This window comes from Curtobacterium sp. 314Chir4.1 (assembly GCF_900215175.1).
Classification (GTDB): Bacteria; Actinomycetota; Actinomycetes; order Actinomycetales; family Microbacteriaceae; genus Curtobacterium; species Curtobacterium pusillum_A.
The window spans coordinates 268,350-281,362 of record NZ_OCMI01000003.1 but is presented as its reverse complement, the minus strand read 5'-3'; the positions used below and the strand labels follow the sequence as shown (position 1 = coordinate 281,362).

General features: G+C 71.3%; 15 protein-coding genes and 1 tRNA gene. 8 read left to right on the top strand and 8 right to left on the bottom strand.

Annotated elements, in window-relative coordinates:
- The 3 genes from CRP27_RS10335 to CRP27_RS10325 all read left to right on the top strand — a co-directional run bounded on the left by CRP27_RS10335 (position 1) and on the right by CRP27_RS10325 (position 2,176).
- Positions 1-717, top strand: a complete 717-nt coding sequence (locus CRP27_RS10335; protein WP_097180592.1) for an alpha/beta fold hydrolase — start codon at positions 1-3, stop codon at positions 715-717.
- A 49-nt stretch (positions 718-766) separates the two neighbouring features.
- Positions 767-1,603 (top strand): alpha/beta fold hydrolase, encoded by an 837-nt coding sequence (locus CRP27_RS10330; RefSeq protein ID WP_097180591.1) that lies wholly within the window; start codon positions 767-769, stop codon positions 1,601-1,603.
- 177 nt (positions 1,604-1,780) lie between these two features.
- Positions 1,781-2,176 carry a hypothetical protein gene (locus CRP27_RS10325; RefSeq protein WP_141399739.1) on the top strand — a complete coding sequence of 132 codons (396 nt, stop codon included), beginning with the start codon at positions 1,781-1,783 and terminating at the stop codon, positions 2,174-2,176.
- Positions 2,177-2,341: 165 nt separating this feature from the next.
- On the opposite strand, the gene CRP27_RS10320 is transcribed toward CRP27_RS10325, so the two are convergent.
- The gene (locus CRP27_RS10320) at positions 2,342-2,749 is read right to left on the bottom strand and encodes a hypothetical protein (protein ID WP_097180589.1); all 408 of its coding nucleotides are present in this window, start codon (positions 2,747-2,749) and stop codon (positions 2,342-2,344) included.
- A gap of 176 nt (positions 2,750-2,925) precedes the next feature.
- Here CRP27_RS10320 and CRP27_RS18490 point away from each other — a divergent pair, with 176 nt between their 5' ends.
- Positions 2,926-3,060, top strand: coding sequence for a hypothetical protein (locus CRP27_RS18490; protein WP_255257537.1), 135 nt, complete (start codon positions 2,926-2,928; stop codon positions 3,058-3,060).
- Positions 3,061-3,142: 82 nt separating this feature from the next.
- On the opposite strand, the gene CRP27_RS10315 is transcribed toward CRP27_RS18490, so the two are convergent.
- Complete coding sequence (locus tag CRP27_RS10315; protein WP_255257536.1) at positions 3,143-4,519, bottom strand: MFS transporter; 1,377 nt, start codon at positions 4,517-4,519, stop codon at positions 3,143-3,145.
- A gap of 101 nt (positions 4,520-4,620) precedes the next feature.
- Here CRP27_RS10315 and CRP27_RS10310 point away from each other — a divergent pair, with 101 nt between their 5' ends.
- A complete protein-coding gene (locus CRP27_RS10310) occupies positions 4,621-6,042 on the top strand; it encodes an LLM class flavin-dependent oxidoreductase (RefSeq protein WP_097181020.1) in 1,422 nt (473 codons plus the stop codon).
- On the top strand, positions 6,039-7,304 hold the full coding sequence (locus tag CRP27_RS10305; protein WP_097180588.1) for an acyl-CoA dehydrogenase family protein: 1,266 nt from the start codon (positions 6,039-6,041) through the stop codon (positions 7,302-7,304). The genes CRP27_RS10310 and CRP27_RS10305 overlap by 4 nt, the downstream gene beginning before the upstream one ends.
- Before the next feature lie 162 nt (positions 7,305-7,466).
- Here the strand turns inward: CRP27_RS10305 and CRP27_RS10300 are convergent, their stop codons facing one another.
- The 5 genes from CRP27_RS10300 to CRP27_RS10280 form a co-directional block, all read right to left on the bottom strand.
- Positions 7,467-7,811 carry a metallopeptidase family protein gene (locus CRP27_RS10300; RefSeq protein ID WP_097180587.1) on the bottom strand — a complete coding sequence of 115 codons (345 nt, stop codon included), beginning with the start codon at positions 7,809-7,811 and terminating at the stop codon, positions 7,467-7,469.
- A gap of 81 nt (positions 7,812-7,892) precedes the next feature.
- A tRNA-His gene (locus CRP27_RS10295) sits at positions 7,893-7,968 on the bottom strand.
- A 66-nt stretch (positions 7,969-8,034) separates the two neighbouring features.
- Positions 8,035-8,661 (bottom strand): oligoribonuclease, encoded by a 627-nt coding sequence (gene orn / locus CRP27_RS10290; protein WP_097180586.1) that lies wholly within the window; start codon positions 8,659-8,661, stop codon positions 8,035-8,037.
- A gap of 616 nt (positions 8,662-9,277) precedes the next feature.
- Positions 9,278-10,519 (bottom strand): MFS transporter, encoded by a 1,242-nt coding sequence (locus CRP27_RS10285; protein WP_097180585.1) that lies wholly within the window; start codon positions 10,517-10,519, stop codon positions 9,278-9,280.
- Positions 10,516-10,962, bottom strand: a complete 447-nt coding sequence (locus CRP27_RS10280) for a MarR family winged helix-turn-helix transcriptional regulator (RefSeq protein ID WP_176505552.1) — start codon at positions 10,960-10,962, stop codon at positions 10,516-10,518. The genes CRP27_RS10285 and CRP27_RS10280 overlap by 4 nt, the downstream gene beginning before the upstream one ends.
- A gap of 61 nt (positions 10,963-11,023) precedes the next feature.
- On the opposite strand from CRP27_RS10280, the gene CRP27_RS10275 reads away from it, so the two are divergent.
- Together CRP27_RS10275 and CRP27_RS10270 are read left to right on the top strand one after the other, a co-directional pair.
- Positions 11,024-11,314 carry a hypothetical protein gene (locus tag CRP27_RS10275; RefSeq protein WP_097180583.1) on the top strand — a complete coding sequence of 97 codons (291 nt, stop codon included), beginning with the start codon at positions 11,024-11,026 and terminating at the stop codon, positions 11,312-11,314.
- Between the two features lie 38 nt (positions 11,315-11,352).
- Entirely contained in the window at positions 11,353-11,613 is a 261-nt protein-coding gene (locus CRP27_RS10270; protein ID WP_097180582.1) for a thioredoxin family protein, read from the top strand.
- On the opposite strand, the gene CRP27_RS10265 is transcribed toward CRP27_RS10270, so the two are convergent.
- The gene (locus CRP27_RS10265; RefSeq protein ID WP_141399737.1) at positions 11,557-12,999 is read right to left on the bottom strand and encodes a DUF6716 putative glycosyltransferase; all 1,443 of its coding nucleotides are present in this window, start codon (positions 12,997-12,999) and stop codon (positions 11,557-11,559) included. The genes CRP27_RS10270 and CRP27_RS10265 overlap by 57 nt on opposite strands.
- Positions 13,000-13,013: the final 14 nt, after the last annotated feature.

Below are 13,013 nucleotides of genomic sequence, written 5' to 3'. Positions count from 1 at the left end.
GTGCCCGGATCACCCACCATCGTCCTCGTCCACGGAGCCTTCGCCGACGCCGCCAGCTGGGCGCCCGTCACGAAGCTGCTCCTCGACCAGGGGTACGAGGTCCACGTCCCGCCCGTGTTCAACCGCAGCCTGTCCGGCGACGCCGCCTACATCAAGTCCTTCGTCGAGCAGATCGACGGACCGGTCCTGCTCGCCGGGCACTCCTACGGGGGCGCGATCCTCACCGTCGCGGGCGTCGCGGAGAACGTCGTGGGTCTCGTCTTCGTCGCCGCCTACGCCCTCGAGGAGGGCGAGAGTCTCGGCGCACTCCAGGGCGGGTTCCCCGACAGCGACCTCGCCGCGAACCTCGTCTACGCGCCGTACCCCGTCGAGGGCGCCGAACCCGGCACCGACGTCTCGGTCGCCGTCGACGCCTTCCCGGCGGTGTTCGCGGGCGGCCTCGACCTCGAGAAGGCGAAGGTCCTCGCGGTCTCGCAGCGCCCGTTGTCGGCCGTCGCGTTCGGCGAGCCCGCGTCCGTCGCGGCGTGGAAGACCAAGCCGTCCTGGGGCATCGTCTCCAGTGCCGACCACACCATCAACCCGGACGTCGAGCGCTTCGGCTACCAGCGCGCCGGCGTCCGCAGGGTGATCGAGATCGACGGACCGCACCTGGTGATGCAGACGCACCCCACCGAGGTCGCGGCGTTCATCACCGACGCCGTCGCCGAGCTCGGCTGACCACCCACCGACCACCACGACCGAACAACCACAACAGGAGCGAGCAACCATGGGTTACGTGACCACCGACGACGGTGCAGAGATCTACTTCAAGGACTGGGGTGACGCCGACGCGCAGCCGATCGTCTTCCACCACGGTTGGCCGCTGTCCTCGGACGACTGGGACGCGCAGATGCTGTACTTCCTGGCCGAGGGCTTCCGGGTGATCGCGTCCGACCGGCGCGGACACGGGCGGTCGTCCCAGATCGGCACCGGCCACGACATGGACCACTACGCCAGCGACGTGTCGGCCGTCGTCGAGCACCTCGACCTGCACGACGCGATCCACATCGGCCACTCCACCGGCGGGGGCCAGGTCGCCCGGTACGTCGCCCGGTTCGGCCAGCCGCAGGGGCGGGTGGCGAAGGCCGTGCTCGTGTCCGCGGTGCCGCCGCTGATGGTCAAGACCGACGCGAACCCGGACGGCACCGACATCTCGGTCTTCGACGGGTTCCGCGCTGCGCTCGCTGCCAACCGGGCCGAGTTCTTCCAGGCGGTGGCCTCCGGTCCGTTCTACGGCTTCAACCGTGACGGTGCGACGCCGTCGGAGCCGGTGATCGCGAACTGGTGGCGGCAGGGCATGACGGGCAGTGCTCTTGCCCACTACGAGGGCATCAAGGCGTTCTCGGAGACGGACCAGACCGAGGACCTGCGGGCCATCACCGTGCCCGTCCTCGTCCTGCAGGGTGACGACGACCAGGTCGTGCCGTACCGGGACGCGGCCCTGAAGCAGGCGGAGCTCCTCAGCGACTCGACGCTCACGATCTACGAGGGGTACCCGCACGGCATGCTGACCACGCACGCCGACGTCATCAACCCCGACATCCTCGCGTTCATCCGCAGCTGACGGTCGATGTGCCCGCCGGGGCGCGGCCAGCCGTGGCTGCGCCCCGGTCCACCGTCGCGGGTGCGGGCGCACTGCGGTTGGATGGTCCACGTGAGCGAGCAAACGCCTGCCCGGGTCCTCCGGCCTCCGAGTCGACTCCGACTGGCGATGCAGGTCGGATCGGCGATCGCCGTCGCGGTGGCCGTCACGCTGCCACTCGCACAACGGAGCGCCTGGCCGGTCAGCGCGGCACTGCTGGTGGCCGCGGCGCTCGTCCTGGCCCGTGGGGTGCGTGCGCGGGTCGAGCTGTGGGGCGACGAACTGGTGGTGCGTGACTACCTGTTCTCGACGCGGATCCCTCGCGACCGCGTCCTGACGGTGGACCGGTTCCCGTCGATCGACTGGCGGGGCGCGGACGGGATCCCCCGGGAGACACTGGTCAACGCGTTCAATCCGCAACGGCTGGAGCTCTTCGGTCCGACCGATGCGGAGCTCGACCGGATCCGTGCGGTGCTCCAGCGCTGGCTGACGGGCGTTGACGCGCACCATGAGAGCCCACGAGGCAGCACCGGCGTTGGGGAGCGGCCGGACTAGAGTCGCGGCATGCCCGACAGGACGCCGACGCAGGGCCATGCTGGATCACGAGGGTCCGCTTCTCGAAGTCGTGGTCGACGCATTCCTGCTCGGAGTGCCCCTGCCGGGGAGGGAGCGCGGCTGATCCGCACCAGCGGCTCGAGGATCGTCCGGTCAATGCCGTGCTCAGCGCCCCGGAATCGCCTCGAGACGACGGAGGTGCTCTGCGACCTCGACACGACTCGAGGAGCCGATTCGGTCGAGACCATCCACTGCGACGACCTTCGGCCACTCCTCGCCGTCGAACAGGACGTACCGGAGCCCGGAGGGCAGGTCCGGCCCGTGCTCGTCCGTGACGATGACGCCCTGCAACCCGACGAGGTGTCCGGAGCCGCTCGCGTAGTGCACACGGTCACCGACCACGGGCAGGATGACGGTGTCTGCCTCCGGCTCGTCGGTGTCGCGTTCGATCACCGAGGGCGAGGACACCGCGAGCGCCAGCCCACCCCAGGTGACGGGGGACATCGGTGCTGCCCGTGTGCCGTCCCGCGCGGTGCGCAGAGTGCGGAGCCGTCGTTCGTCGTGCTCGATCATCGGGTCGCCTTCGGGTCTGCTCGCAGCCTCGGGTCAGGCTGGTCCCCGGACCGTACTGCCGCTCGGGCATCGGTTGCGAGGGTTCCTCGATGACTTTGCGGGAAGCAGCAACGCTGCAGCGGCACCGCTGTCGAGTGAGCGTGTCAACCGGCACGACGGCCCGTTACCGTGAACGCATGAGTGCGCAGCAGCAGCGGCGGAACCCCTGGTGGGCGGTTGCCCTCGTGTTCGTGTTCGGCGGGTTCCTGTCCCTCGTCGCCGGCAGGATGCTGCCGTGGCAGGACCAGGACCGTCAGGATCCCGACTCCTGACGCGGACGCCCGAGTCGCGCGCGCTGCCCCGAGTCTCGGGCTGAGCGACGGGGCTCGGGGCTCGGAGCGCGAGAACGGTCGCTCAGCCCGAGACTCGCCCAGCCGTGCCGGCGCCGGCCGCGGCGGCCTCCCGCCGCGCCGCCGCCACCGGGTCCACCGCGAACACCGCCGCCACGATCGAGAGCACCGCGTACACCCCGAGGTACCCGCACAGGATCCACGGCGAGCCCCCACCGAGCTCGACGAACACGGCCGCGAGCAACGGCGTCAGCCCCACCGAGAAGATCGACCCGATCTGGTACCCGAGCGACATCCCCGAGTAGCGCCGACCGGTCGGGAACTGTTCCGCGAACCAGGCGGCCTGCGGCCCGTAGATGCTGTCGTGGAACACGCACATCCCGATCAGGGCGACGAGCGGCAGGAGCACGAGCGGTCCCGCGTCGAGGAACGCGAAGAACGGCCAGATGAGCACCGCGATCCCGACAGCAGACCAGATCGTCAGCACGCGCCGGCCGACCCGGTCGGAGAGCCAGCCCCAGAACGGCGTCGACACGAGCGACACCGCGGAGGTGACGAGCACGGCCTGGAGCCCGGCCGCCGACCCCGCCTCGCCGCGCTTCGCCAGCAGGTACGTCAGCGAGTACGTCGTCAGGATCGAGTAGAGCGCCGGCTGCACGAGCCGGAGGCCGGCGGTGACCAGGATCGCCCGCGGGTGGCGCCGGATCGCCTGCCAGACCGGGAACCGCTCGATGTTCCCGGAGGCGCGCAGCTCCTGGAACACGGGCGCGTCCTGCACGCCCAGCCGGATCACGAGCCCGACGGCGACGATCACGGCGGAGAACAGGAACGGCAGCCGCCAGCCCCACGCCAGGAACACCTCGTTGCCGAGCACGGTGCGCACGAGGGTGAAGACACCGGTCGCGAGCAGCATCCCGCCCGCCGAGCCCATCTGCGTGAACGCACCGAACAGGCCGCGGTGCCGGACGGGCGCGTGCTCGACGGACAGCAGGGCGGAGCCGCCCCACTCCGCCCCCGCGGCGACGCCCTGCAGCAGCCGGAGGAACACGAGCGCGACGACGGCACCGACGCCGATGGTCGCCGCCGAGGGGACGACACCGATCAGCGTCGACGCGACCCCCATCAGCACGAGCGACGCGACGAGCAGCTTCTTCCGCCCGATCCGGTCACCCAGGTGACCGGCGATGATCCCGCCGAGCGGGCGTGCGACGAAGCCGACGCCGTAGGTCGCGAACGACGCGATGACCCCGACGGCCGGGGTCACGGAGGGGAAGAAGGTGGGCGCGAAGACGAGCGCCGACGCGGTCGCGTACAGGTAGAAGTCGTAGTACTCGACGGTCGTGCCGACGAACGACGCCAGCGCGACACGACGGCGGGTCGCGTTGGTGGACGGTGCGGTGGAACGGACTGGAGGCGCGGCTGCGGTTGTCGGGTTCGGCACCCTCAGGAGCATGGTCGGGTCCGGCACCGCGGGGAACACCCCGCGTAACGCGAGGTCACGTCATGGCCTCCCGTGACGCCACGACGGGGAACATGGACCGCATGAGCGATGCACCGAACCGCCCGCTGCGCTTCGCGGCCTTCGTCATGAACACGACGTCGCACATCCAGCACGGCCTCTGGCGGCACCCGGACGCCCGCCAGACGGACTTCGACGACGTGACGCTGTGGACCGACCTCGCGAGGACGCTCGAGCGCGGGAAGTTCGACGCGATGTTCTTCGCGGACGTCGTCGGCACGTACGGCCCGGCGCGCGGGGACTACTCGACGAACCTCCGCGAGGGGCTCCAGATCCCCTCGAACGACCCGTCGGTGCTGCTGTCCGCACTCGCCGTGTCCACGGAGCACCTCGGGCTCGCCTTCACCTCGAGCGTCATCCAGTCGCACCCGTTCGACTTCGCCCGCAAGGTCTCGACGCTCGACCACATCACCCGCGGCCGGATCGGCTGGAACGTCGTCACGAGCGCGCTCGACAGCGCCGCCCGGAACTTCGGGCAGGACCGCCTGGAGGAGCACGACGAACGCTACGTCTGGGCCGAGGAGTACCTCGAGGTCTGCGCGAAGCTCTGGGAGGGCTCGTGGGAGGACGGTGCCGTCCTGAAGGACCCGGTGCTCGGCTACGCGGACCCGGCGAAGGTGCACCGCATCGACCACCACGGCAAGCGCTACGACGTGCAGGGCCCGCACCTGTCGGCGCCGTCGCCGCAGCGCACGCCCGTGCTGTTCCAGGCCGGATCGTCGCCCGCGGGCCGGGCCTTCGCCGCGCGGAACGCCGAGGCCCAGTTCATCCTCACCTCGAACCGCGACGCCACCGAGCAGCTCATCCGCGAGACCCGCGACCTCGCCGAGGCGGCCGGTCGGCAGCGGGACGACATCGCCTTCTTCCTCGGGCTGACGTTCGTCACCGGGTCCACCGAGGCCGAGGCGAAGGCCAAGGAAGCCGAGATCGACGAGTACCTCGCGGCCGACGGGTTCCTCGTGCACTCCAACCTCGGCTTCGACCCGGACACCGGGGAACCCCTCGACCCCGACACCCCGTTGTCCGAGGTCCGCACGCACGCCGGGCAGTCCCACCTGCAGTGGCTCCGCGAAGCGGCCGGCGACCGCGAGCCGACCATCGCCGACCTCGCTCGACTGTCGGCCAAGCTCCGCGCCCGGGTGGTCGGGACGCCCGAGCAGATCGCCGACGAACTCGCCGACTGGCAGCGCGCCGGCGTCGACGGGGTGAACGTCATCAACTGGACGCTCCCGGGGTCGTACGAGGAGTTCGTCGACCACATCGCGCCGACCCTGCAGGAGCGCGGACTCATGCAGTCCGAGTACCGGGAGGGCACGCTGCGCGAGAAGCTCTTCGGGCACGCGCAGCTGCCGGACACCCACCCCGCGCGGCGGTGGCGCGGTGCCTTCTCCGGTGGCGCGAGCGGCGCTGCGGACGCGGCCCGTGCCGTGGAGGTGACCGCATGACGGCGGCGACCACCGACGACGGACGCGGGACGGGCCTCCCGGCCGACCGCCTGGCCACCCTGCGGGCGCGCTTCGCACCCGTGATCGCGACCATCCGCGACGGCGCGGTCGAGCGTGAGCTCGCCTCCGGCACCCCCGGTGACCGGCCGATGCCGCACGACGAGGTCCGTGCACTCGCCGATGCCGGCTTCGGACGGCTGCGCGTGCCGGAGGACCGGGGCGGGTTCGGCGTCACGCTCGTCGAGCTCGTGCACCTGGTGGCGGACCTCGCGGCGGCGGACTCGAACATCGCGCACCTGTGGCGCGGACACTTCGGGTACACCGAACTCGTGCTGCTCCGGCCGTCGTCGACGGAACGGGACGAGTGGCTGCAGCGGATCGTCGACGGGGCGATCGTCGGGAACGCGACCTCCGAGCGGACCGGGACGACGCTGGCGGACATCTCGACGACGGTGACGCCTGCTGGCGATTCCCTGCGTCTCGACGGGCGGAAGTTCTACTCGACGGGCACGCTCTACGCCGACTGGATCTACCTGGCGGCGGACCGCTCGGGCGACCGCGTCACGTTCGCGGTGCCCGTCGACGCGCCGGGTGTGACGAGCATCGACGACTGGGACGGGTTCGGGCAGCGGCTGACCGCGTCCGGCACGACCGTCTTCGAGGGTGTGCCGGTCGACCCCGCCGTCGTGTCGGCGTACAAGGACGCGCCGCTGTCGCACATCCAGGCCTTCTACCAGCTGTACCTGCTGGCCGTGCTCGCGGGGATCGGGCAGGCCGTGTCCGACGACGCCGTCGCCTTCGTCCGGCCGCGGACCCGGACGTACATCCACGCCAACGCCGCCCGCCCCGGTGACGACCCGCAGGTGCTCGCCGTGCTCGGACGGCTGTCGGCGGGTGCGTTCACCGCTCGGTCGCTGGTCGTCGCCGCGGCCGGGATGCTCGACGAGGTGGTGGCGACGAACGTGCCGGGGACCGGCGTGGACCACGCCCTGCTCGACGCTGCGGAGAACGCCGTCTACCAGGCGCAGATCGAGATCGGGCCGCGGGTGCTCCGGTCGGCGTCCGAGCTGTTCGAGGTCGGCGGGGCCTCGGCGACCGATCGCACCCGGGCGCTCGACCGGCACTGGCGGAACGCGCGGGTGGTGGCGTCGCACAACCCGGCGGTCTACAAGGAGCGGCTCGTGGGGGAGTACGCGCTGCACGGGCGGGGGCCGGTGGACGCATGGGAGAAGTACCACGAGGTGGGTCCGACGCGGTTCTGAGGGCGGCGCGCGCGGCCGCGGCGCTGGCGGGCGGCGCGGCCGCGGCGCTGCCGCGCCGCGCTGGCGCGAGTCTCGGCCTGCGCGACGGTTCTCGCGTCCCGGGGCCCGAGATCGGTCGCCCCGCCCGAGTCTCGACCGCCGCCCGACGAGTCTCGGGAGCGGCTACGCCCAGCCGAGCTCGTGGAGACGCTCGTCGTCGATGCCGTAGAAGTGCCCGATCTCGTGGACGAGTGTGGTGTGCACCTCGTCCTTGAGCTCCTCGAGCGTGTCGCACTCGGCGAGGTGCTGCTTCCGGAACACCACGATCCGGTCCGGGAGCTCGCCGAAGCCGTACTGCCCGCGCTCGGTCGCCGCGATGCCGTCGTACACGCCGAACAGGTCGGACCCGTCCTCCGGTTCGTCCTCGACGACGAACACCACGTTGTCGAGCCCGTCGACCATCTCGTCGGGGAGCAGGTCGAGCTCGTCGGTCACGAGCTGCTCGAACTCGTCGAGGGACATCTCCATCACGGGGACGATCGTGGCACAGGTGCCTGGTCGCTTCCGGAACGACGAAGGCCCCGATCCAACGGACCGGGGCCTTCGTCTTGGGGTGAGTAACGGGTCTCGAACCCGCGACCTCCTAGACCACAACCAGGCGCTCTACCAACTGAGCTATACCCACCATGCACACGCCGGGCGACCGGCGCGACCGTTCAATAGTAGTACATGCCGGAGACTGGTCGGACCACTACTGCCCGAGGCGCGGTGCCCACTTCTCGACGACCTCGGCCTGGACGGCACGCACGTCGTCGGTGCTCGGGCCGGGCTCGGCGACGAAGCCCGCGCGGCGGTAGTACTCGAGCTCGCGGATCGACTCGAGGATGTCCGCGAGGGCCCGGTGCCCGCCGTGCTTCTCCGGGGCGTTGAAGTACACGCGCGGGAACCAGCGTCGGCAGAGTTCCTTGATGCTCGAGACGTCGACGCTGCGGTAGTGCAGGTGGTTGTCGATCCGCGGCATGTACTTCGCGATGAACGCCCGGTCGGTGCCGATCGTGTTGCCGGCCAGGGGAGCGGTGCCCTCGGCCGGGACGTGCTGGAGGATGTACTCGAGCACCTGGTACTCGGCGTCCGCCAGGCTCACGCCGTTCGGGATCTCCTCGATGAGGCCAGAGGTCGTGTGCATGTTCGTCACGAACTCGTTCATGTTGTCGAGCGCCGACTGGTCGGGCTTGATCACGATGTCGAACCCGGGGTGCACGGGGACGAGGTCGAAGTCGGTGACGACCACGGCCACCTCGACGAGTTCGTCGACCTCGAGGTCGAGGCCCGTCATCTCGCAGTCGATCCAGACGAGGCGGTCGTTCGCAGTTGCCATGGAGTCGATCCTATTCCGCGGTGCGGTCTGCTCCGGCGCGGGCGGGTTCCGTGCGGCTCGGCTCGTCTCCCGCGAGCGGGCGGAACACGCGCTGTTCGCGCGCCGGCCGGGCCGCACTTCGCCCGCTCGTGCGCCGATCCGGCCCGGTGCGCCCCGAGCGGGCGGAATACGCGCGGTTGGCGCGTCGGTCGGGCCGCATTTCGCCCGCTCGGCAGCGTGCCGGGTCGGAAGCTCGCGAGCGGGCGGAATACGCGCGGTTGGCGCGTCGGCCGGGCCCCATTTCGCCCGTTCGGCAGCGTGGCGGGTCGGAAGCCCGCGAGCGGGCGGAATACGCGCCGTTGGCGCGTCGGCCGGGCCGCATTCCGCCCGCTCGCGGTGGGTGGGCTGCCGTGGTCGTGACCGCCTGGAGGCGCGGTGCGGGTCCCGGGACCGGCACCGCGCCTCCAGGCCGTCACCTCCACTTCGCGAACGGGCGGAATCGGGCGGGCGTGGGACCTGGACGGGACGTGTTCCGCCCGCTCGCGCCGCGAGCGGGCGGGCGAGGCGGAACGGAGTCCGGGTCCAGTGAGCAGGAACCGTCGGGACCCGACGGTTCCTGCTCACTCGATGTGCGGCGCTAGGCCATCTCGCCGGCGCCGATGGCCTCGGCCTCGACGCGCTCCGGCTCGGCACCGTCGTCGACCCGGCGCAGCACCTTCGTGGTGCACACCACGACGACGAACGCGACGGCGACGGACAGTCCGGCGAAGACGTACGCGGCCGAGGGGGCGTAGGCATCGGCGAGGAGGGTGGCCACGGGCGGGGCGATCGCACCACCGATGAAGCGCACGGCGGAGTAGGCGCTCGAGGCGACGGAGCGGGGGAGGTCGGTGGCCTCCATGACGCACTCGGTGAGGACGGTGTTGAGGACACCGAGCACGAGGCCCCCGATGATCACGCAGATGATGAGGCCCAGTTGCGACCGCACCACGACGGCTGCGGCGAACAGGTCGAGCGCGAGCAGCGGGAGGGCGATCTTGAGCACGGTCGTCCGGCGGAGGCGGGCGGTGAGCATCGGGGCGACCCACACCGAGGTGATCGCGAGGCCGACGCCCCAGCCGAAGAACGTGAAGCCGATGCCGAGCGCACCGAAACCGAGCGGGAACGGTGTGTAGGCGAGCAGGACGAAGAAGCCGATGTTGTAGAACAGCGCGGTCGCGGCGAGGGCGGCGAGCGCCGGGCGGCCGAGCGCCCGGAACGGCGCGGAGAGCTTCGTCGGGGTGGGCTTCTCGAGGTTCTTCGTCTTGAGGAGCGTGACGATGGCGATGAACGCGATCGCCATGAGCGTGGTGACGCCGAAGAACGGGCCGCGCCAGCTCACCGATCCGAGCAGGCCGCCGACGAGGGGGCCGACGGCGATGCCGAGCCCGAGTGCCGCCTCGTACAGGATGATCGCGGACGCGGTGCCGCCGGAGGCCGCCCCGACGATCGTCGCGAGTGCGGTGGAGATGAAGAGCGCGTTGCCGAGACCCCAGCCGGCGCGGAAGTCGATGATCGTCCAGACGCTGTTCGACGTCGCCGCGAGCACCGAGAACACCACGATCAGGGCGAGTCCGATGAGCAGGGTGTTCTTCGCGCCGATGCGGCTCGACACCCAACTGGTGAAGAACATCGCGACGCCGGTGACGGCGAGGTAGCTCGTGAAGAGGAGCTCGGTCTGCGCCGGGGTCGCCTTCAGCGAGACGGCGATCGCGGGGAGGATCGGGTCGACGAGGCCGATGCCCATGAAGGCGACGACACAGGCGAAGGCGATCGCCCACACTGCTGACGACTGCTTGAGGATGCTGCCGGACTGGCCGGCTGGTGCGTGGGCGTTCACGCGAGGGTCTCCGTTCTGGTGGTGGTGGAGGTGCGCGAGGCGATGAGGGCGGCTGCGGTGTGCAGGGCGTCCCAGTCGTCGTCGTCGAGGTCGGCGAACATCGGGCCGACCGTGCGGGTCATGGTCGCGCGCCACTCGGCGAGTCGGGCGCGGCCGGCCTCGGTCAGCTCGATGAGCTGCCCGCGGGAGTCGTCCGGGTCGACGCTGCGGGTGATGAGTCCGTCAGCGGTCATGCCGGTGACGAGCCGCGTCATCGTGGGCTGCGCGACGCGGGAGGCGGCGGCGAGCTCGCCGAGGCGGAGCGGCTGGTCGGTCTCGAGGATGCCGAGCGTGCGCCAGACGGCGGCGGACGTGGTGTTGCCCGTCGCCTGGGCGGCGGTGCGGATGAGGCGGTTCACCGAGACGAGGAGTGTCTCGGTGGTCTGCTCACGACTCGTTTCCATAGCAAAACTATATAGCGAAGCTATGAATGAGTCAACAGGCGCCGCCTGGTAGAAGGGATGCATGAGCGACATCACCATCCACGAAGGCGACGAGTACACCGCGATCTTCCACGGCGGACCCTTCGACGGCACGACCGACACCCGCACCGCGACGAGCGACGCGCTGGACGACGAGGTCACGGTGTTCGCCGACGTCGAGGGCCTGCAGACCGCGTTCACCTACCGCATGACGAAGTCCCGCCAGGTGCTCGACCAGACCTCCGCCGAGTTCGAGTACGTGCCGGGGGAGTCCGACCCGGTGGATGACCTGCAGGACCGCGGCGACCGCAGCGGCGAGTTCGACCGGGAGTAGCGGGAGTAGATCCCCGCACCCCCGCGTTGCACGATCACATGCAGCTCGACCTCTGGACGTCCTCCTTCTGCGCCCCGTGCGCCGCCGCCCGCCGGGTGTCGGCCGAGGCGTCGGACCTCGTCCCCGGACTGCACGTGACCGAGCGCGACGTGGCGAACCACCCGGATCAGGCAGAGGACCTCGGCATCCGGTCGACCCCCACGATCATCGTGCGGCGGGACGACGGTGCCGAGGTCTTCCGTTCACCGGGGGTCCCGACCCGTGACCAACTGCTCCTCGCGATCGCCAAGGCGGTCTGACACGTCCGACCGGCGCGACCCGTCCCGCTGACTCGTCGGGGCGAGCACGACCGGCGCCTCCGCCGGACGGACGACCCGTACAACCCGCCGCCCGAGGCGCTTCGCGGCACGGACCGGTGCCCCGATCACGAGCGCGACGGTGCCCAGCACGCTGCGGTCGTCCGGCCCGAGTGCGTTCTTCCGCTCCCACGCTCGTCGGAGTCCGCCGCCCCGGCTCCGCCGCGCCGCCGGTCGGTCGACGAGTCCACCCGCGTCGCGCAGTGCCATCAGCGCCTCGGTCCGCGTCGCCCAGTCGTTCTCGGACTCCGGGTGGAAGTGGTTGTCGTGCATCCACTCCGCCCGCACGGTGCCGAAGCGGCCGTCGACCAGGTCGCGGGCGTCGCCCTCCAGGCCGCTGCCGACGAACACCTCGTTGATGAGGTGTCGCCCGGTGCCGAAGTCCGTGAGCGTCAGGGCCGGGACACCTCGGGCAGCGGCCTCGAGCACGGCCGTCGAGCTGATCGTCACGAGGGCCACGGCTCGGTCGAGGTGCTCGGACATCGGCCCGCTCTCGACCACGAGGTTCGCCGGTGCACCAGCCGGCACGAGACCCGGGTACGGGTCCTGCTCGCGGTGCGTCTGGTGCTCGCCGGCGGCGGCACGGACCTTGATCACCACACGCCACGACGGGTGCCGGCGGGCCGTCTCGACCAGCCAGCCGACGACGCGCTCGCGGTCGGCGCGTTCGGCGGGGACGCTCGGCTGGGCGGCGAAGACGACGGTGTCACGGACCGACGCACCCCCGTCATCGCCCGCGGCGAGTGCACCGGGACGTGCGAACGGCAGCGTCGCGAGCGCGAAGTGCGGCTCGACGCCGCCCTCCGCGGCGAGTTCCTCGTACGCGCGCACCTCGCGGTGGCTGTGCAGCACGAACAGGTCGGCCCGGGCGCGGAGGAACACGCCCTTCCACTTCGCCGGGTACGAGATCCCCGGCAGCCCCGTCACGAGCACCGGCCGCCGCCGGACCCGACGGAGCACCTCGTCGATGACGAGTTCCGCGACCGGGCCGATCACCGACACGAGCACGGCGTCCGGCGGGTCCTGCCGGAGCCGCTCGACGATCGCGTCGACGTGCAGCGGCGTCGGCGGCGCGGCGGCGAGGTGCGCCAGCCGGTCGTCGAGGCCCCGGAACGCGGACCGCAGCTGCGCGCGACTCGCGGACCGTGGCGTCGCGACGGTCAGCAGCTCCAGGCCCCAGTGCGCGGGTGCGGTGGCGAGCAGGTGGGCACCCCACTTCGCGAACGAGTCGGTGTCGACCAGGCCGACCACGCGTCGGGCGCGTGGCGCCGTACCGGACTGGAGGCGCGCCTCCAGTCCGCCCGTCGGCTTGCCTCCGTCAGCCGTCACGTCCAGACCGCCGC